Consider the following 18,775-nt stretch of genomic DNA (forward strand, 5'->3'; position numbering starts at 1 on the left):
AACGTTACTACGTCCAAACATATAAATTTAAGGAGGACAATGATGGAATTTACCCCTGAGAAAAAAAGTAGTCTAAATCCGAAAGGTATTATTCTACTTGCAGATATTATTTTATTTTTTATTTTACTAAACGTCTTACCTTTTGACCCTAAAGCCAATAAAGGTTTGGCGTTGCTCGCATTTATTGCTGTTTTATGGTTAACCGAAACATTACACGTTACCATTACCGCAATTTTAGTGCCTATACTGGCTATTGGTTTAGGATTAGTCACCACCAAAAATGCCTTGGTTGCCTTTGCCGATCCGACCATTTTCTTGTTCTTTGGTGGATTTGCGTTAGCCACAGCTCTACATATTCAAAACTTAGACCGCTTAATAGCGAACCGAATTATGGCATTGGCTCGAGGAAATTTATTTGTAGCAACGCTGTATCTATTCAGTGTTACCGCTTTCCTTTCCATGTGGATCAGTAATACCGCTACCGCAGCAATGATGTTACCACTTGCCATGGGCGTATTAAGCCAATTAGATCGTGAAAGAGAACATAGTACCTATATTTTCGTGTTGTTGGGTATCGCTTATAGTGCCAGTATTGGGGGAATGGGAACCTTAGTCGGTAGCCCGCCAAATGCTATTGTGGCATCGCAATTACATTTAACCTTTGCAGATTGGTTATGGTATGGTTTGCCGATTATGATTATTTTACTGCCATTAATGATCGGCACGCTATATATCGTATTTAAACCTAATTTAAATATTAAATTTAGCCAGAATTTTGAACAAATAAATATGAACACCGATCGTATCGTTACTTTAATCATCTTTATTTTTGTGGCACTTTGCTGGGTGTTCAGTGGCTATATTAATCCAATGTTATCTTCCTTACTTGGTTTAGAAGGTAAGATTGCCAGTTTTGATAGTGTCGTTGCGTTATTAGCCGCAGTGTTAATCGTTATCTTCAATGTAGCCTCTTGGAAACAAATTCAAGATAACACCGAATGGGGCGTATTAATGCTATTCGGTGGTGGTTTAACCTTGAGTGCGGTATTAAAAGACTCTGGGGCAAGTAAAATTATGGCTGATGGCATTGTGTTTATGATTGAGGGTGGTCATTACTACATTATCGGTTTAGTGGTGGCTGCATTTATTATTTTCTTAACTGAATTTACCTCGAATACTGCTAGTGCCGCATTACTCGTACCAATCTTTATCTCTATCGCTGAAGCCTTAGGCATGCCACCTGTTGGTTTAGCCTTAATTATCGGTCTTGGTGCTTCTTGTGCCTTTATGTTACCTGTGGCAACACCACCAAATGCTATTGTATTTGGTACAGGTGAAGTAAAACAAAGCGAAATGGTAAGAGTTGGATTTATTTTAAATCTAGTTTGTGTCTTTGTGATTGCCACTATCGGCTATTTCTTCTGGTTGAACTAATTTATTATTCACACGAAAAAGGGGTTTGCTGTTACGCAAAACCCTTTGATTTTTCACCGCACTTTATTTGGCATAAAGTAGAAAGTGCGGTGTATTTTTAGTGAATTTTAATGATGACTTCCGCCACTCACACGTGGGGCATTTTCATCAAACTCTTGCAACGGTTTGTGTTCGCTGGCAATGTAAGAATAAATCACTGGCAACACGAACAAGGTGAACAATGTCCCAATCGCCAGACCTGCTACGATCACAATCCCCATACTAAAACGCATTACCGCACCCGCACCGCTGGCATAAAGCAGTGGCACTAAACCTGCGATCATCGCCGCTGTCGTCATTAAAATTGGGCGTAAACGTTGACGGGCTGCCGTCACAATCGCATCAACTTTGCTTGCACCATGATGTAACTGCTCTTCCATTGCTACTTCACACATTAAGATACCGTGTTTGGTAATTAAGCCGACTAAAGTAATCAAGCCTACTTCAGAATAAATGTTGAGTGTTACCCCTGTTACCCCTAATAAACTCAGAATATTTAACACCAACAAGGCTCCACTTAATGCTAACGGTACGGAAATCAAGATCACCGTGGCATCACGCCAGCTTTCAAATTGGATAGCTAATACTAAGAAAATGATGACCACTGCAAGAGCAAAGGTGACACCAAGAGAGCTACCTTCTTGCACTAACTGACGAGATTCGCCTTTAAAGTCATAGGTATAACCTTTTGGCAATTCTTTGGCTGCTGCTTGCAACCAAGCTACCGCATCACCGACTTTGGTGGTTGGGGCTGGCACCGCACTAATGGTCGCCGCATTCAACTGACTAAAATGCCCCAATGATACAGGCTGTGGCTCAAGAGTAAGGGTGAGCAAACTACTTAACGGTACGCTAGTGCCATCTGAAGCTGATACATAGTAGTTATTAAAGGATTCTGGTGATAAACGATCGTCACGTTTCACCTGTGAAATCACTTTATAAGCCCGTCCGTCAATATCCACACGGGTAATGGTGGCAGCAGATAAATAACTACCTAAAGTAGTAGAAATTTCTGACATACTGACACCATACGCCCCTGCTTTTTCCTTATCAACAGTAATCGTCATTTGGGCGGTATCATATTTTAAATCAATATTCGTAAACACGAACAAACCAGAGGTACGCATCTTTTGTAAGAACTCTTCGGAAACCACGGCAAGCTCTTTATTATCATTTGGGGTCATTAACACGATCCCGACACTTGCCCCTTGTTCCCCAGTGTCAATTTCAGGCATGGAGAAGTTGGTAATAGATAATTCTGGAATATTTTTAGCCTTGGTATTTAATTCATTCATCACTTCAGGCTGTTTACGACTACGCTCACTCCAATCTTTCAGGGTGGTAATAATCAATGCCTTATTTGATGTTGGTGCACCAGCAACCACCATTGAGAATTTATTCTCTTCGGTTTCATTGATAATTTGCTCGTATTGTTTAGCGGCTTGTTGAATATAATCCACGTTCATATTTGACGGTGCAAAAGCAAGGCTCATAAATGCCCCCTTGTCTTCCGCAGGTGTCAGCTCACTGGAGAGTGAATTTAATAACACAGGGATCGTGCCAAAAACAATAACAGAGAATAACAAAATTGCACTACGAGAAGCCATAATCACGTGCAACCAGTAACCATAAATATCGGTAATTTTGTTTAAAGTACGATTGACACGTTGCTCAAAGCTACTATGTTGATCAGTTAATAACGCACCTGACATCATTGGTGATAGCGTTAAAGCCACCACACCTGAAATAAATACTGAACCAGCAAGGGTTAACGCAAATTCTTTAAATAGCGTTCCCGTAATTCCGCCCATTAATGCCATCGGTGAATATACCGCCACCAAAGCAATGGTCATAGAAATAACAGGGGTAGCAATTTCACGTGTACCAATAATTGCCGCACGGAATGGGGTTTCACCCTCTTTAATGTGGCGATCCACGTTTTCCAATACCACGATGGCATCGTCCACCACCAAACCGATAGCTAAAATCATCGCAAGCAAAGTCATCAAGTTAATAGAGAAACCAAAACCTTGCATCAAGAACAATACCCCAATCAATGAAATTGGAATGGTAATAATCGGAATGATAATGGCACGGAATGAACCGATAAACAGCAAAATCACCACCAATACAATCACTACGGCTTCTAAAATAGTATGTACCACGTCATTAATTGAGCTGTTAATCGCAATAGTACGGTCATACAGAATAGCTGAAGTAATACTATCTGGCATTTGTGCTTTAATCTGTTCATACACAGGATAAATATCATTTGCCACATCTAACGGGTTGGCGTCTGATGTTGGTTCAATACCAATCACCACAGATTCTTGTCCGTTCGCACTAGCACGATAATCATCATTTTCTTTATTTAATTCAACGGTGGCTACATCGCGTAAACGAACAAGGTCAGTACCATCAGAGGCAATAATTAAATTACTTAATTGTTCAATCGTGGTGGTGGTGGTTTCTACTTTGTTTTTATAAACATTGTAATAACCATTTGAACTCCCTGCGGCGGTCTGTACATTATTCGCATTCAAGGCACTCATCACCTGTGGAGCAGAAAGGTTTTGGGAAGCCATTTTTTGTGGGTCAAGCCAAATACGCATGGCATATTCTGCCCCCCCATAAATATTAACTTTTGCCACACCTTGTACCGTAAACAACTGCGGTTTTACCACACGTTGAATATAGTCAGTCACTTGGCTTGAATCTAACTTATCCGAAACAAAACTAACATACATTAACCCTGAACCACCTGTAGAAGAAGTAATGGACGGGTCTTCAATATCACTTGGTAACTCAGAACGAACAGAGTTTACTTTGGCAAGAATGTCAGCCAAAGCGGCACTTGGATCAGTATTCAATTTCATCTTGACCGTAATTTGAGAAGAACTCGGGCTACTGATTGATGATAAATAGTCAATATTGTCCGCCTGTGCAATCGCTTCTTCCAATTTTGAAGTCACAAACGCTTGGATCAGATTGGCATCCGCCCCAGGATAAGTGGTGCTTACCGTGATCACCGTGGTGGTCATTTTGGGATATTCACGCACCGACAATTTCGAGATAGCTTGCAAACCAAGAATCACGATCAGCAAGCTAATAGAAATCGCCAAAATCGGGCGTTTAATAAAAATATCAGTAAATTTCATTAAGTTACACCCTTAAATTATAGATTTGTTTTATCCGCAGGTTGCTCTGTACCCACACCGTCTTTGTCTTTAACAACAACCAAACTGCCATTGCTAATACGTTGGAAACCACCTGTTACGATTTTATCGCCAATATTTAAATCACCTTTCGCAATATGGGCATAAATACCTTGGCGATCTTGGGTTTTCACCGTAACTTGTTTGACACGATAGGTTTGATCTAATGTTTCGCTATCGGCTAATTTTTGTTTATCTTCATCATTTAATGGCTGCAACACATAAGCAAATTCACCGTACATATTGTAGCTCACCGCCACCTGTGGAATCACCACTTGACCATATTGAGTTGGCAAGGCAATATTCAAACGAGTAAACATACCTGAAAGCAATTTCTGACTATCATTTGGCTCAAATGTCGCTTGCACATCAACTAAGCCAGTGGATGAACTGATGCCTGCATCAATGGCTGTTACACGAGCAGCAAAGGTTTCACCTAAACGAGCATCGGCTGTGGCAGTAACTTTTTGACCAATCTTAATTTGTTCTAACAGTTTTTGTGAAAGTGCAAAATCGACTTTCATTAATGACGTATCTTCGACCCTCACGATCTCTGTTGCTACCGTGATATATTGACCTTCATTGACTTTCACAATCCCCAATTTACCTGCAAAAGGTGCCACAATTTTACGGCGTTCAACTGCTGCTTTTAATGAATTAATGGTAGCAACTGCTTGATCATAACTGGCTTTCGCATTATCAAATTCAGTTTGAGAAACAGATTGTGTTTTCAATAAGTTAGCATAACGTTGGTAAGTTAAGCGAAGTGCAGGTAATTGTGCTTCTGTAGCACGTAAGGTCGCCACTTCTACATCATTATCTAACTCAACCAGCACATCACCTTTATTCACGGTTTGACCCGATTTGACTAAAATATGCTTCACTGTACCAGAGGCTTCCGCACTTAACATTGCTCCTTGATTTGGACGAACAAGACCTGTTGAGGTAATCACTGGTGTCCACTCTTTAGCAGTCACTTCCATGGCAGTAACAGGGCTGACTGATTCAGGCATATTAGCAATCGCACTGGCAATCATTTTATTTTTAAAAATATTCATACCAATTACGCCAACAAAAATAATCACCGCCACAGTAAGACCGACTTTCAATAAGAAAGTATGACTACGTTTTGGTTTATTTGTTTGAATTTGGGTCATAAAAAACTCCGTAAATAATTAACTAAATTTCTTTTTGAATAGAACGCCACGTTCTTTCAATAATCATTTCTAAGGTATCATCAGAAAGTGGCTCTTTGACATTAGATCCTAATACTCTAAAAGACAAATTCACCGCACTTTCTAAACTAATAGAAAACAACACATCGGTGGGTAAATCACACATCGCACCTGCTTGTTTTGCTTTCATACAAAAATTCGTCCATAGGTTTTGTTTATCCAATTCCTGACAAATTTCATTAAATTTAGGTAACGCTCTATACTGATGTATATTCGCCACTACCATTTGATTTTTTAACAAATGCGACCAAATATTTTTCCACATTTGTCGATACTGTTCAAAAAAAGGCTTTGTTTCATCAAAATTTCGTGCGATTTCTCGTTGAAAATTGGAAAACACTCGCCTTGCAAATTGCTCTAACAATTCTTCTTTACTTTTAAAATAAATATAAATTGTGCCAGCGGATATTTTGGCTTCTTTGGCAATTTTATGCATCGATAAGTAAGGCAGACCATATTCCGCCATTAACTTTTCTGTTGCGATAAAAATTTGCTCTGCCATATCTGGTTCAGAATTTTGCATAAAAACCACTTTGTTTGGCTGAAAAACAAACAAACCAGTAAGTTTTACTGATTTGCCAAATCTGATCATTACCTCAATGAATGAACGTTCGTTCATTTTAATGATTTTTAAGATTTACGCAAGAAAAAAGTGCGGTGAAAATAATAAAAATTTTCACCGCACTTGGTTAATTAAATGTTGTTCTAAATGGTTTCAGCAAATTACATACCAATCACCACACAACCTGCCACAGCACTTGCCTGCTGTTGAGCAGAAACCGCCGCAGGACGATCACCAATCGGACCGACAAGGACACGATTCCATTTACCACTTTCAGTGATCCGTGCATTTAAGCCTGACATGGCTAAACGAGCCTGTAAACTTTCTGCTTTAGCACGATCATTAAACGCCCCACATTGCAAACCAAATTTTCCTGTTGATTTCGCTATGTTTGCTTTTTTACTTTCTTCTTTTTTCGCATTGGCTATCTTAGCTTGTTCTGCTTTTTTCTGTTCCATTATTCTGCGTTCTTGTTCCGCTTTTAATTTACTTTCATCACTCACCGCTGATGTGGCATCTGTTGCCTCCACGACTTTAGCTGTATTAGCTTGTTCTGCTGGTTCTGCTGGCACCACTTTAGCGTCTTCCGCTTGTTTCAGTTTGTCTAAAGCAGCTTGTCTAGCTTGTTCTTCTTCTTGCAAACGTTTTAATTCTGCTTTTTGACTTTCGCTTAATTGAGCTTGTTGATTATTAGTGATAGAACGACTTTCTAATTCTTTAATATAAGAAAAAGTTTCTTCAAGGCGACTTGGTAATTGACTCTTATGCTTATCTTTTTCTTCTGATACTACGGGTGAGGGATTTTGAGTTACCGATTCGGGAGCTTTTTCCTTTAATAAATAAAGCCCGATAACAAAAGCTACTACGACACCTGCTGCAATAGCTAATAAAAGAGATTTATTTCTCCCTGATTTCTTCTTTTTTGAGCCGTTATGAACGGCATAATCACGCTGTGCCACAATAATAATTCCGATAATATGTTAAAACAAGTAAGTTAATATCCATTAATTCTACTCAATTATTCTGCATTTTACTAGGGGATCAAGACAGATCTTGCGGATCCACATCTAAATTTAACCGCACTTGCCACGATTTACTCATCTCTTGTTGAGAGAAATCCTGCAATGCTTGTTGTAAAACTACCCTATTGGTATGCTGTAATAACAACTGCCAACGATATTGATCCGCTTTCTTCGCGAAAGGGGCTGGCATCACCCCTAAAATCTGTAAGTGCGGTTGATTTTGAGCCAGTTTCCATTGTTGGAAATAATCAGCAATTTGCTGTAAACATTGCTCTGCTTCAATACTCTTACGACTTTGTGCCTTAAATAAGGCTTGCGAACTAAACGGCGGCAACCCCATAACCTGCCGCATTTGTAAAGCATCTACCGCAAAGGCGTTATACCCCTCTTGCAATAAACGTTGTAATAAAGGATGTTCTGGATAATGGGTTTGTAACACCACTTCACCTTGTTTTTCCGCCCGTCCTGCACGCCCTGCTACTTGCACATAAAGCTGGGCTAACCGTTCCTCCGCCCGAAAATCTAAGGAAAACAAACCGCTATCCACATTAATCAATGCGACCAATGTTACATTCGGAAAATGATGCCCCTTGGCTAACATTTGTGTACCAATTAGAATCTGGCTTTTACCTTGCTGAATATCGTTTAAATGACTCTCTAATTTACCTTTGCGAGCGGTACTATCTCGGTCAATTCGAGTAATGCCATATTGGGGAAAACGCTGTTGTAGCGTCTGTTCTAGCTGTTCCGTTCCTTGCCCCGTAGTGACTAAATTAGTTGAACCACATTTCGCACATTGACGTGGAATCGGACGTTGCGAAGCACAATGATGGCATCGCATAACGCGTTGATTTTGATGATAAGTTAATGGTTTATCACAATGCTGACAATCCGCTATCCAACCACATTCATGGCATAATAATACGGGTGCAAAACCACGCCGATTTAAAAATAACAGCACCTGATTGCCCTTTTGCAAATGCTCTTCCATTTTCTTTAATAATGCCACCGACAATCCATTGACGACATTTTGCTTTTTTAAATCAATTAATTGACATTCAACCATAGTAGCATTACCTGCCCGTTTAGATAATAAAATATGCTGATATTTACCTAAATTAACATTATTTAAACTTTCTAAACTTGGCGTTGCTGATCCCATTAATACGGGAATATCCAACTGTTTCGCATACACCACCGCCAAATCTCGAGCATGGTAACGCCAGCCGTCTTGCTGTTTGAAAGAACTATCATGTTCTTCATCTAAAATAATCAGCCCTAAATCAGCAAATTGCGTGAACAACGCCGATCTTGTACCAATGACCACCGCACTTTGCCCCGTTTTAGCTCGTTGCCACACATTTAAACGTTGCGTATCGTTTAAATTTGAATGTAATACATCTATTTGCACATTAAAACGAGATTGAAACCGTTGCACCGTTTGTGGCGTTAAGCCAATTTCAGGCACTAACACTAAAACTTGCTTACCTTTTTTCAGGATTTCTTCGATCAGTTGTAAATAAATTTCAGTCTTACCCGAACCTGTCACGCCATCTAACAAAAATGCCGCAAACCCTTGTTGAAACAGCACCTGAGTAAACGCTAACGCCTGTTGTTTATTTAAACTTAAACGATTTTCTGCTTTCGCCACAGGTAAATCACCCAAGCTCTGTTGCCAACTTTTTATCTCAACAAATTGCTCAATTTCTTCGACAAATTGTTTTTCTTTTAAGGCTGACCAAATGGCGGAATTAAATTCATTATTGCCTTTTTCTAACGGAGATTGACTTAATGCTTGCAAGGCTGCAATCTGTTTTTTCGCTTGTTTCAATTCACCAGATAAAAGTGCTTGCTCACCAAGTGCGGTGATTTTCCACAAAATTTTCGATTTTTGCACCGTACTTTCACCTGAACGTAATTTAACGGGTAAAGAAGAAATTAACACTTCACCTAAAGAGGCATGATAATAGTTTGATGCCCAATTCAATAATTTCCAAGATTGTTCGTTAAAAATAGATTGTTCATCAAGTACGTCAATCACTTGCTTAAGCTGTTCTAGGGGAAAATCCGATTGTGCGGGCAGTTCTGCCACCACTCCCACCAATTTTCTTGTCCCAAAAGGCACCAGCACACGTACGCCGATTTGAACCTTTACCCTGTGCGGTAAAAGGTAATCGAAACAACGCATAAGCGGAACATTTAGGGCGACACGAACAATTTGCATTTATTTTTCTCTGTTAAATAATCAGCAGTATTATAGCGGAAAAATTTACGATATAATCAGCCCAATTTTTATTTTTTAGAACGATTTCTTGAGAATGATTTTATGAGCCTATTTAAAAATTTGTTAGTGGCTTGTTTACCTAATAAACGAAAAAATCCAATAGATGAATCCGTTTTGCATGAAGTAAAATCTATTTTATTTCGCCCATTAGGTCGTGCTTTTGGTGATGCTTGTGTACATACTGCTCATTTGCAACAAATCCGCCAAATTTATCCTAAGGCAAAAATTGTAGTATGGGTTGAACCCTCCAATCGAGCTATTTTTGAAGCTTGTGGATTAGTCGATGAATTGATTGACAGAAAGATTGGAAATTTCTTTAAACAGCGTAAAAAATGGGATTTATTATTAGACTTTGAAAATAATTTCAATACCAAAAGCCTTATTATGGATCTTATTTTAGCACCTAAATATCTTATGATTTTCCGTAAATACGAGAAAAAACATTACCATTTTAACAATGTAAAACATGTTGATTTTAATGCTAATTTAGGTGAAAAAGTGCTATTTAGTGAATATATCAATCAATCTATATTAGCGAAAATGGTAACGCTCAAGCCCGCTCATTCGGTAGTGCATACATTACCTAGTAATGATGAAAAAATGCAAAAATATTGGCAATCTTGCACAACCGACAATATCGATAAATCAATCAATATATTACTTTGTTTGCAAGGTAGCTCAAGAGAAGTGCCAGCGGTTGAGATAGCCGAAATTTTAAACAAAAGTATTACTCAACCACAATTTTTCCAAATTGTCGTCAGTTTTACGGGTACTGCTGAACGCTATCAACAGGAATTGCAAGCACTCTGCCCTGATTTAACCATTCACTTATCGCCAAAAACAAGTGCCGCTGAATATTTCTCATTAATGAAAACAGCAGATTTAGTGTTTGCCGTTAATGGTGGTTCGTTACATTTAGCTTGTGCTTTTGATAAACCATTGTTAAGTTTTCATGCGAATAGTGAACCCACACTCAGTGCTTGGAAACCATTATTGCCAACAAATGTACCACAATGTTATTTAGTGGCACAAAATCCATTAAGGATTCACACTGGCGTTGATGAAACCTATAATTTTGATACTGCAAAAGCGATTGAATGGCTTACACAATTTATTCAAGCCCAGAATCTTGCATAATTTTCAAATTATTGTATAATTTCGACTCTTTTTAGCGTGCTTTCGATTCGAAAGCGTATTATTAATCACACGTGGTGTTTGAATATTCAGATAGAATAGGTCTTATAGCGGCGTGGCTTCAATTTGAGGTTTTCTATGAAACAAGGTATTCACCCAGAATATAAAGAAATTACGGCAACTTGTTCTTGCGGTAATGTCATCAAAACTCGCTCAACCGTGGGCAAAGATTTAAACTTAGACGTTTGTGGCAACTGCCACCCATTCTATACTGGTAAACAACGTGTTGTTGACACTGGTGGTCGTGTAGAACGTTTCAACAAACGTTTCAGTATTCCAGGTTCAAAATAATCCGTTATTGGATAGAACAAGCCCCAGTGAAAACTGGGGTTTTGTTTTACAGGCTACAAAGTGAGCCTATCCCCCATTTTGTGTAAACACCAATTTCACTTAAAGGTGATCATTTAAGCGATCACCAAATTCTAGCACAAAATGGTTCAATGCTGCCCGCCAATTTCGGGTTGGCATTGACCATTTTTTAGACGCATTTTTAATCGCAAGCCAGATGATTTTAATCACGGATTCATCTGTCGGGAAGACATTTCGTTTTTTAATCACTCGTCGAATCACGCTATTTAACGATTCTATCGCATTTGTCGTGTAAATTGCCTTGCGAATATCTTCAGGATAGCTGAAAATCGTGGCTAAATTCGCCCAATGATTCTGCCAGCTTTTGGCGATTAATGGGTATTTTGCTTGCCATTTTTGCTCAAAATTAGCCAGTGCCTGTAGGGCGACCTGTTCCGTAGGTGCTTGATAAATCAGCTTTAAATCCCCTGTCACGGCTTTGTAATCTTTCCAAGTGACATATTTCAAACTATTACGAACCATATGCACGATACAAAGCTGAATTTTCGTTTCAGGAAAGACCGTATTAATCGCATCAGGAAAGCCTTTTAAACCATCAATGCAAGCAATCAGAATATCCTGTACGCCACGATTTTTAAGCTCGGTTAGTACGTTTAACCAAAATTTTGCCCCTTCATTTTCGGCGATCCACAGCCCTAACAGCTCTTTGCGTCCCTCCAGATTCACGCCCAAAGCGACAAAAACCGATTTATTGATAATCCGACCATCTTGGCGAACTTTCACCACGATACAATCCAAATAAACAATGGCATACACCGCGTTAAGGGGTTCATTTTGCCACTCAATAATGCGTTCTTTGACTGAATCAGTCACCCGAGAAATTAGGCTAGGTGAAACATCGGCATCATAAAATTCCTTAAACGAATCAACAATCTCTTGATTACTTAACCCTTTGGCATATAAGGCAATGATTTGCTCATCCATACCCGTAATGCGAGTTTGATTTTTCTTAATAATTTGGGGTTCAAAGGTGCTTTCACGATCTCGGGGAATGTTAAGTTCAATATCTCCCTCATCGGTGAGCAAGGTTTTTTGACTATAACCATTTCGGCTATTTTTAGCCTTTCTTGGCTGATTTTTCTTATAACCGAGATGTTCGGTAAGCTCAGTATTGAGAGCGGTTTCCACGGTGATTTTTTTCAGCATTCGAGAAAGCTGATTGAGATCTTCTGGCGTTTTGAGGTTTTTGGAGAGTTCGTTAGCCAATAATTTCATTTATTGTTCATTCATAATGAAAATACCTGTTTTTGGTTATTATCTCAGAAACAGGTATTTACACAAATTTTGGTATAGGCTCGGTTAGCCCTATTTTTGTATTCTGTTTAAAACACTGCTTCAATACGTAAGAACAAGTTGATGAAATGATTACGATCTTCCTTACGGTCATTATAGTATTGCACTTCTGGTTTGATAAAAAGCCATTTTCTGAGAATAGGTTGTCGCCAGCTAATAAAAGGTCCATACACCGTTAAATCAGCTTTTTTATGTTCTATTGGACCACCCGCAAAAATACCATAATTGAGTTCCCGATTACCACTAAAGCGATGTTGGCGGTATAGACTATTTCCCCAATTTGTTTCTTCATCGTTATCATGAGTATATTCAAGGTAAAGGCTACTAATGTTGGTAACTTGATCGCTTTCATAATGTTTAACATCAAAATTGGTACGTAAGAAATGTTTGCTATTTGCTCCGTAACGATAAATCTGTTCTAATCTTGAACCGACATTTTCTGTCCATTGCCAATCTTTCCCCACTTTCGCACGCACAAAAATATCAGCCCCATGACGAATACCAAGATCGAGATCCGTATCAATTCCCCAGCGTTTAAGGTCATTTGACCAACGCAACGCTACGGAGGCATTATCATTACGGCTACTTTTTTGATCTAATTTTTTGGTTTGTGAAGGACTCTTACGGCTAGGGTTAACGGGATCATCAATTATATTATCGATCGATTCATCACCAAATACCAAACTCCATCTGCGTTTTAAAGTCGGTAATTTAATCTTGCCTCGGATTCTCGGTTTAATCGTATAATGATCATAACGATTCCAACGATTATCCAACATGATACGCAAGGTAGCACTAGACGGATCATTGGGATCGGTTTCGCCAAACCAACCATCAATATCATTAGACCACTCTTTTAAAGTTTGGCTAACACTTTTATGTGAGCTATCTACCCAACTCTCGTTACTTTCCTCCGCCCAAACATTACAAGTCAATCCCAATAACACTAAGGGGGTAAAATAATATACTTTGTTCGTCATAATATTTCTTCCATAACGTGTTGATCAACGATCCTATATTAAAGCCCTTAAGCGATGAATGCAAATTCATCTTGAAAATTTATCCTTTCGTGAGCAAAATAAATTTAATGATTACATTAGATTTTTTACACAAAACCTTGACGAAATACACTTTCAGGGGTAACATTCGCCCCGATTTTATTACTTTGGAGCAACACACTTTGGACAGTCACAGTCGATACCGACTTTATATTTTCATTTAGTGTCGCCATTCCCTTTCTTTTGTAAGGCTTATCGGCGACAGGTTCGTGGATAAGTTTTCCACCATTTTGGTATCTTTTTATTCACTTTTTCAACCGCACTTTAAATGTTACTTAGTTGAAAAATGTTTTTTGTTCATTGCGTTTGTTCATAATCCCACAAGGAGTATGACAAAATGATTAACGCTTTTTCCCTTGAAAACGCTCGCCTAACTCGTTTAGAGGATGACGATAATGGTGCATTAAATAGTGCCATTTGGATCGACTTACTTGAACCCTCTATTGAAGAACGCGAGGCTTTGCAAGAAAGTTTAGACCAAAACCTTGCCAGTTTTCTTGACTTAGAAGATATCGAAGCATCTGCACGTTTTTTCGAAGATGAAGACGGTTTACACTTGCACTCATTCTTTTATTGTGAAGATGAAAATGATTATGCAGCTTTGGCTTCGGTAGCCTTTACTATTCGGGACGGTCGTTTATTTACCTTGCGAGATCGTGAATTGCCAGCATTTCGTTTGTATCGTATGCGTTCTCGTTATCAACGTTTAGATGAATGTAACGCTTACGAAGTGCTGTTAGATTTAATTGAAACTAAAATTGAGCAATTAGCCGATGTGATTGAAAATGTGTATGCGGAATTGGAAAAATTAAGCCGTATTATTTTAGAAGGGAAACAAGGCAAAGCCTTTGATGAAGCGTTAGCAACTTTAACCGAACAAGAAGATACCAGTTCGAAAGTGCGTTTATGTTTAATGGATACCCAACGTGCATTAAGTTTTTTAGTCCGTAAAACTCGTTTGCCAGCCACTCAGTTAGAACAAGCTCGTGAGATCTTACGAGATATTGAGTCCTTGCAACCGCATAATGAGTCTTTATTCCAAAAGGTCAACTTCTTAATGCAAGCCGCTATGGGTTATATCAATATTGAGCAGAATAAAATTATGAAATTCTTCTCCGTAGTGTCTGTTATGTTCCTACCTGCTACATTAGTTGCTTCCACTTACGGTATGAACTTTGAATTTATGCCAGAACTGCATTTTGAATATGGTTATCCTATGGCGATCGGCATGATGATTGTCGCTGCACTTTCGCCTTATATTTATTTTAAACGCAAGGGCTGGTTATAAGCCTAAAAGTGCGGTTGTTTTCGGGCGTTTTTTAACGCCCGTTCGCTTTTTATGTTACAATCATGTAAATTTTATTTTATTAAGAAAAAATTATGTCAAGAGAAAAGAAAAGTCGCCGAATCACGGATACCATGCCGATTCGTAAATCTGATAAAAAACCAGAAAAACCGCTGTTTGGTAAGAAACTATCACGTTATGAACTAGATGCAAAAGCTCGAGAAGAGAAAAGAAAACGCAAACATAAAGGATTGGCGACAGGCTCTCGCCATAGTGTGACAGATAATGTCAAACAAGCTCAAAGCACGGAACATAAAGATCCACGTATCGGTAGCCGTAAAAAAGTGCCATTGATTGTGGAATTTGTCAATAAACCAGAGCAAGGTAAAGTTATTCCAGCGGTCAAAACTGAACCAAAATCCACCGCACTTGATCCGATGTTAGAGCTAACCCAGTTAGAAAATAATGAATGCTTAAATGATTTGTTAGATCAATTAGATGCAGGGAAAGTGCTAAATGCCGAAGATCAAAAATTCGTGGACGAATGTCTAGATCGTATTGCTCAATTAATGGACGAACTCGGTATTGATGATGAAGATGAAAGTGAAGATGATTTATACCGCACTTTCGAGAAAATTGATATTAACCAGTTTAAATAATGACAACGATTTTACTTATTCTAGGCACTCTCATTCTACTTGCGATGACGGTTTATGCCATTTATTTATTAATCCAATTACGCAAACAAAAGCGTTTATTCACACAAGCTAAACTGGCTCGCATGAACCGCATTAAGGAAAGTGTAACGATTATTGCCAAAGCTATGCTAGTTGGTGATTGTAACCATTCCGAAGGGGTTATTCGACTTAAGATGTTGCTTGATCCCTTAGGACAAAAACGCCTTGGGGATTATTCTGCTATGTGGCAACTGTATGAAATCGTACAAGATATGCCAACCCACGAGGCTCGTAAAGCACTGAAGAAAAATGAACGAATGCGATTAGATCTACACCGAGAAAGCAAAGAAAGCGAGCTGGAACAACACATTAAACTTGAAATTCAACAATTACTTGAAGATATTAAATAGCCATGAGTGAAATTACTTGGGATCACAATCTTATCCAGAAATATAACCATTCTGGACCACGTTACACTTCCTACCCAACGGCTTTAGAATTTAATGAAAGCTATACTAACGATGATTTCAAGGTGGCAGCAGCACGTTATCCTGAACGCCCCCTTTCATTGTATGTACATATTCCTTTTTGCCATAAACTTTGCTATTTCTGCGGTTGTAATAAGGTCATCACTCGTCACCAACACAAAGCCGATATTTATTTGGATTATGTAGAACAGGAAATTAAAACACGTGCAACATTATTCCAACACCGTCTTGTGACGCAAATTCACTGGGGCGGTGGCACACCAACTTATTTGAGTGAACAACAATCTGCACGTTTAATGCAAATGCTCACCGATCACTTCAAGATCGCCGATAATGCCGAAATTTCTATTGAAATGGATCCACGTGAGATTGAACTTTCCATGTTGGCTCATTTACGCAAAATCGGCTTTAACCGTATTAGTATGGGCGTGCAAGATTTTAATAAAGAGGTCCAAAAAGCGGTGAATCGTGAGCAAGATGAAGCGTTCATTCAAGCCTTGCTTATGCGTGCCAAAGAACTCGGTTTTCAATCGACTAACCTAGATTTAATCTATGGTTTGCCATTGCAAAGCGTAGAAAGTTTTATGTTTACTTTGCAAAAAGTCATAGAGCTTGATCCTGATCGTTTAAGTGTATTTAATTACGCTCACTTGCCCGCTCGTTTTGCTGGTCAGGCAAAAATTAAAGATCACCAGTTGCCAACCCCAGAAACTAAACTCACGATTTTACAAAAAACCATCGAAACCTTAGGTAACGCAGGTTATAAATTTATCGGCATGGATCACTTTGCTAAACCTGATGATGAGTTGGCGATTGCCCAAAATAAAGGTATTTTACACCGCAATTTCCAAGGCTATACCACCCAAGAAGAATGTGATTTGCTCGGCTTAGGCGTATCGGCAATCAGTTTGTTAGGCGATACTTACGCCCAAAACCAAAAAGAAATCAAACGTTATTATACAGACGTAGATAGCACAGGTATTGCCTTACATAAAGGCTTGGTGTTGAGCCAAGAAGATTGCTTACGCCGTGATGTCATTAAGGCGTTAATTTGTAATTTTAAATTAGATTTTGCCAACATTGAGAAACAATACCAAATTGATTTTAATACCCATTTTGCGGAAGATTTAGCATTACTGACTCCACTAGTAAAAGATGGTTTAGTGCAAGTTAGCGAAAACAGTATTCAGGTATCTTCCACTGGTCGCTTGTTAATTCGTAATATTTGCTTGTGCTTTGATACTTATTCACGCCAGCAAGCAAGAAGACAACAGTTTTCAAGAATTATTTAACATTGCCATACCAATTAAAGTTAATACAAGGTTATGCGGAGCCATGACTTCACGCCCATAGCCGACACGTTTACCAATCATAATAGCAGCCACTAAACCCGCAACCCCAGCGTTAATATGAATGACTGTTCCGCCTGCATAATCTAATACACCATCAGAAGCTAACCAACCATCTAATCCCCACACCCAATGAGCGGTTGGTACATAAATGAATAATGACCAAAAACCGACAAATAATAAGAGTGCAGAAAACTTCATACGTTCCGCAAATGCCCCTGTAATAATAGCTCCAGCAATAATCGCAAATGCCATTTGGAAGATCATAAATACCGCTTCTGGAATCGTGCCAGCCCCAGGGTAAATGGTGCCTAACCCTTTTTCACTAAACAAATCTAAACCTTGTAAGAAAAAGCGATCCGTTCCACCTAAAAAACCCGTATTTTCAGTGAATGCTAAACTATAACCAAAGCACACCCAAATCACCCCGATTAAACAGGCAACCGACATACTTTGCATCATCGTAGCAAGCACGTTTTTCTTACGTACCATGCCTGAATAAAATAAGGCAAGTCCAGGTAATGTCATAAATAACACTAAAATTGCCGAAATCATCACCCAAGTAGTATCACCTGAATTAAGTTCAGATAGCGGTCTAAGCCATTCTTCCGTACTGGCGGCTGCCATCATTGGGAAAATCACAATCCCCATCATTAATAACCATTTACGCATTGTTTGCTCTCCCAAAAAATAAAAAATTTACACCGCACTTTCGTCAACTTCGCCTGTGCGAATACGAATAACACGTTCCACTGGATTAACAAAAATTTTGCCATCGCCAATCTTGCCTGATTGTGCTGCACAACAAATTGTTTCAATAACCTGTTCCACTGCATCGTCAGTCACCACAATATCAAGTTGAATTTTGGGCAAGAAATCAATCATATATTCCGCCCCACGATATAATTCGGTATGTCCTTTTTGACGACCTACGCCTTTCACTTCAAGTATCGTCATGCCGTGAATACCAATACTATTTAACGCATCTCGCACGTCATCTAAACGAAAAGGTTGAATGATTGCTGTGATTTGTTTCATTTTGCTTTCTCCTGTGTAGTTAAAGATTGGATATATTTTAAGCAAAACATACCCGCCATAGCTGACTAGCCATAAAACTAGAGTAAGCTACGGTAATTTAAGAAAACAGAAATCAATTAAAGAAAAGATCTTTGGAGAGAAATCTGTTCCCTTGCGGTGACTACCACTAAGGAACAGACCTTAGCGTTAGTTTTAATTTAAATTAAAATTATCGCTATTCATGATAGGTTAAA

17 protein-coding genes are annotated in these 18,775 nt (G+C 38.8%); 7 read left to right on the forward strand and 10 right to left on the reverse strand.

Annotation, left to right across the window (positions count from 1 at the left end):
• Window positions 1-42: 42 nt before the first annotated feature.
• Window positions 43-1,434 (forward strand): DASS family sodium-coupled anion symporter, encoded by a 1,392-nt coding sequence (locus O1Q81_RS00825; protein WP_386696119.1) that lies wholly within the window; start codon window positions 43-45, stop codon window positions 1,432-1,434.
• 107 nt (window positions 1,435-1,541) lie between these two features.
• Here the strand turns inward: O1Q81_RS00825 and O1Q81_RS00830 are convergent, their stop codons facing one another.
• The 5 genes from O1Q81_RS00830 to priA all read right to left on the reverse strand — a co-directional run bounded on the left by O1Q81_RS00830 (window position 1,542) and on the right by priA (window position 9,731).
• Window positions 1,542-4,631, reverse strand: a complete 3,090-nt coding sequence (locus O1Q81_RS00830) for an efflux RND transporter permease subunit (protein ID WP_386697726.1) — start codon at window positions 4,629-4,631, stop codon at window positions 1,542-1,544.
• A gap of 17 nt (window positions 4,632-4,648) precedes the next feature.
• The gene (locus tag O1Q81_RS00835) at window positions 4,649-5,845 is read right to left on the reverse strand and encodes an efflux RND transporter periplasmic adaptor subunit (RefSeq protein ID WP_386688413.1); all 1,197 of its coding nucleotides are present in this window, start codon (window positions 5,843-5,845) and stop codon (window positions 4,649-4,651) included.
• Between the two features lie 22 nt (window positions 5,846-5,867).
• Window positions 5,868-6,446 carry a TetR/AcrR family transcriptional regulator gene (locus O1Q81_RS00840; protein WP_386688415.1) on the reverse strand — a complete coding sequence of 193 codons (579 nt, stop codon included), beginning with the start codon at window positions 6,444-6,446 and terminating at the stop codon, window positions 5,868-5,870.
• 200 nt (window positions 6,447-6,646) lie between these two features.
• Entirely contained in the window at window positions 6,647-7,444 is a 798-nt protein-coding gene (gene ftsN, locus O1Q81_RS00845; protein ID WP_386697728.1) for a cell division protein FtsN, read from the reverse strand.
• 82 nt (window positions 7,445-7,526) lie between these two features.
• Window positions 7,527-9,731: a primosomal protein N' gene (gene priA / locus O1Q81_RS00850; protein ID WP_386697730.1), complete on the reverse strand. Its 2,205-nt coding sequence runs from the start codon at window positions 9,729-9,731 to the stop codon at window positions 7,527-7,529.
• Between the two features lie 102 nt (window positions 9,732-9,833).
• On the opposite strand from priA, the gene O1Q81_RS00855 reads away from it, so the two are divergent.
• Window positions 9,834-10,928, forward strand: a complete 1,095-nt coding sequence (locus O1Q81_RS00855; RefSeq protein WP_386697731.1) for a glycosyltransferase family 9 protein — start codon at window positions 9,834-9,836, stop codon at window positions 10,926-10,928.
• A 135-nt stretch (window positions 10,929-11,063) separates the two neighbouring features.
• Entirely contained in the window at window positions 11,064-11,276 is a 213-nt protein-coding gene (gene rpmE / locus O1Q81_RS00860) for a 50S ribosomal protein L31 (protein ID WP_386688423.1), read from the forward strand.
• 99 nt (window positions 11,277-11,375) lie between these two features.
• On the opposite strand, the gene O1Q81_RS00865 is transcribed toward rpmE, so the two are convergent.
• From O1Q81_RS00865 to O1Q81_RS00875, 3 genes are all read right to left on the reverse strand, one after another.
• Window positions 11,376-12,569, reverse strand: coding sequence for an IS256 family transposase (locus tag O1Q81_RS00865; RefSeq protein ID WP_386697733.1), 1,194 nt, complete (start codon window positions 12,567-12,569; stop codon window positions 11,376-11,378).
• A gap of 107 nt (window positions 12,570-12,676) precedes the next feature.
• Window positions 12,677-13,627 (reverse strand): hypothetical protein, encoded by a 951-nt coding sequence (locus O1Q81_RS00870; protein ID WP_386697734.1) that lies wholly within the window; start codon window positions 13,625-13,627, stop codon window positions 12,677-12,679.
• A gap of 125 nt (window positions 13,628-13,752) precedes the next feature.
• Window positions 13,753-13,878, reverse strand: a complete 126-nt coding sequence (locus O1Q81_RS00875) for a hypothetical protein (RefSeq protein WP_386695151.1) — start codon at window positions 13,876-13,878, stop codon at window positions 13,753-13,755.
• Window positions 13,879-14,042: 164 nt separating this feature from the next.
• Here O1Q81_RS00875 and corA point away from each other — a divergent pair, with 164 nt between their 5' ends.
• The 4 genes from corA (at window position 14,043) to hemN (ending at window position 17,447) form a co-directional block, all read left to right on the forward strand.
• Window positions 14,043-14,993, forward strand: coding sequence for a magnesium/cobalt transporter CorA (corA, locus tag O1Q81_RS00880; RefSeq protein WP_386689010.1), 951 nt, complete (start codon window positions 14,043-14,045; stop codon window positions 14,991-14,993).
• Between the two features lie 92 nt (window positions 14,994-15,085).
• On the forward strand, window positions 15,086-15,649 hold the full coding sequence (yihI, locus tag O1Q81_RS00885; protein WP_386689008.1) for a Der GTPase-activating protein YihI: 564 nt from the start codon (window positions 15,086-15,088) through the stop codon (window positions 15,647-15,649).
• Window positions 15,649-16,077: a DUF2489 domain-containing protein gene (locus tag O1Q81_RS00890; RefSeq protein ID WP_386697736.1), complete on the forward strand. Its 429-nt coding sequence runs from the start codon at window positions 15,649-15,651 to the stop codon at window positions 16,075-16,077. Before yihI ends, O1Q81_RS00890 begins: the two co-directional genes overlap by 1 nt.
• Window positions 16,078-16,079: 2 nt before the next feature.
• Window positions 16,080-17,447, forward strand: coding sequence for an oxygen-independent coproporphyrinogen III oxidase (gene hemN, locus O1Q81_RS00895; RefSeq protein ID WP_386697738.1), 1,368 nt, complete (start codon window positions 16,080-16,082; stop codon window positions 17,445-17,447).
• Here the strand turns inward: hemN and O1Q81_RS00900 are convergent.
• Window positions 17,433-18,176 (reverse strand): ammonium transporter, encoded by a 744-nt coding sequence (locus tag O1Q81_RS00900; protein WP_386697739.1) that lies wholly within the window; start codon window positions 18,174-18,176, stop codon window positions 17,433-17,435. The two genes, hemN and O1Q81_RS00900, sit on opposite strands and share 15 nt — an antisense overlap.
• Window positions 18,177-18,203: 27 nt before the next feature.
• Window positions 18,204-18,542, reverse strand: a complete 339-nt coding sequence (locus O1Q81_RS00905; protein WP_386697741.1) for a P-II family nitrogen regulator — start codon at window positions 18,540-18,542, stop codon at window positions 18,204-18,206.
• Between the last annotated feature and the right edge of the window lie 233 nt (window positions 18,543-18,775).

The organism is Lonepinella sp. MS14436, assembly GCF_042470565.1.
In the GTDB taxonomy this organism is placed as follows: Bacteria; Pseudomonadota; Gammaproteobacteria; order Enterobacterales; family Pasteurellaceae; genus Lonepinella.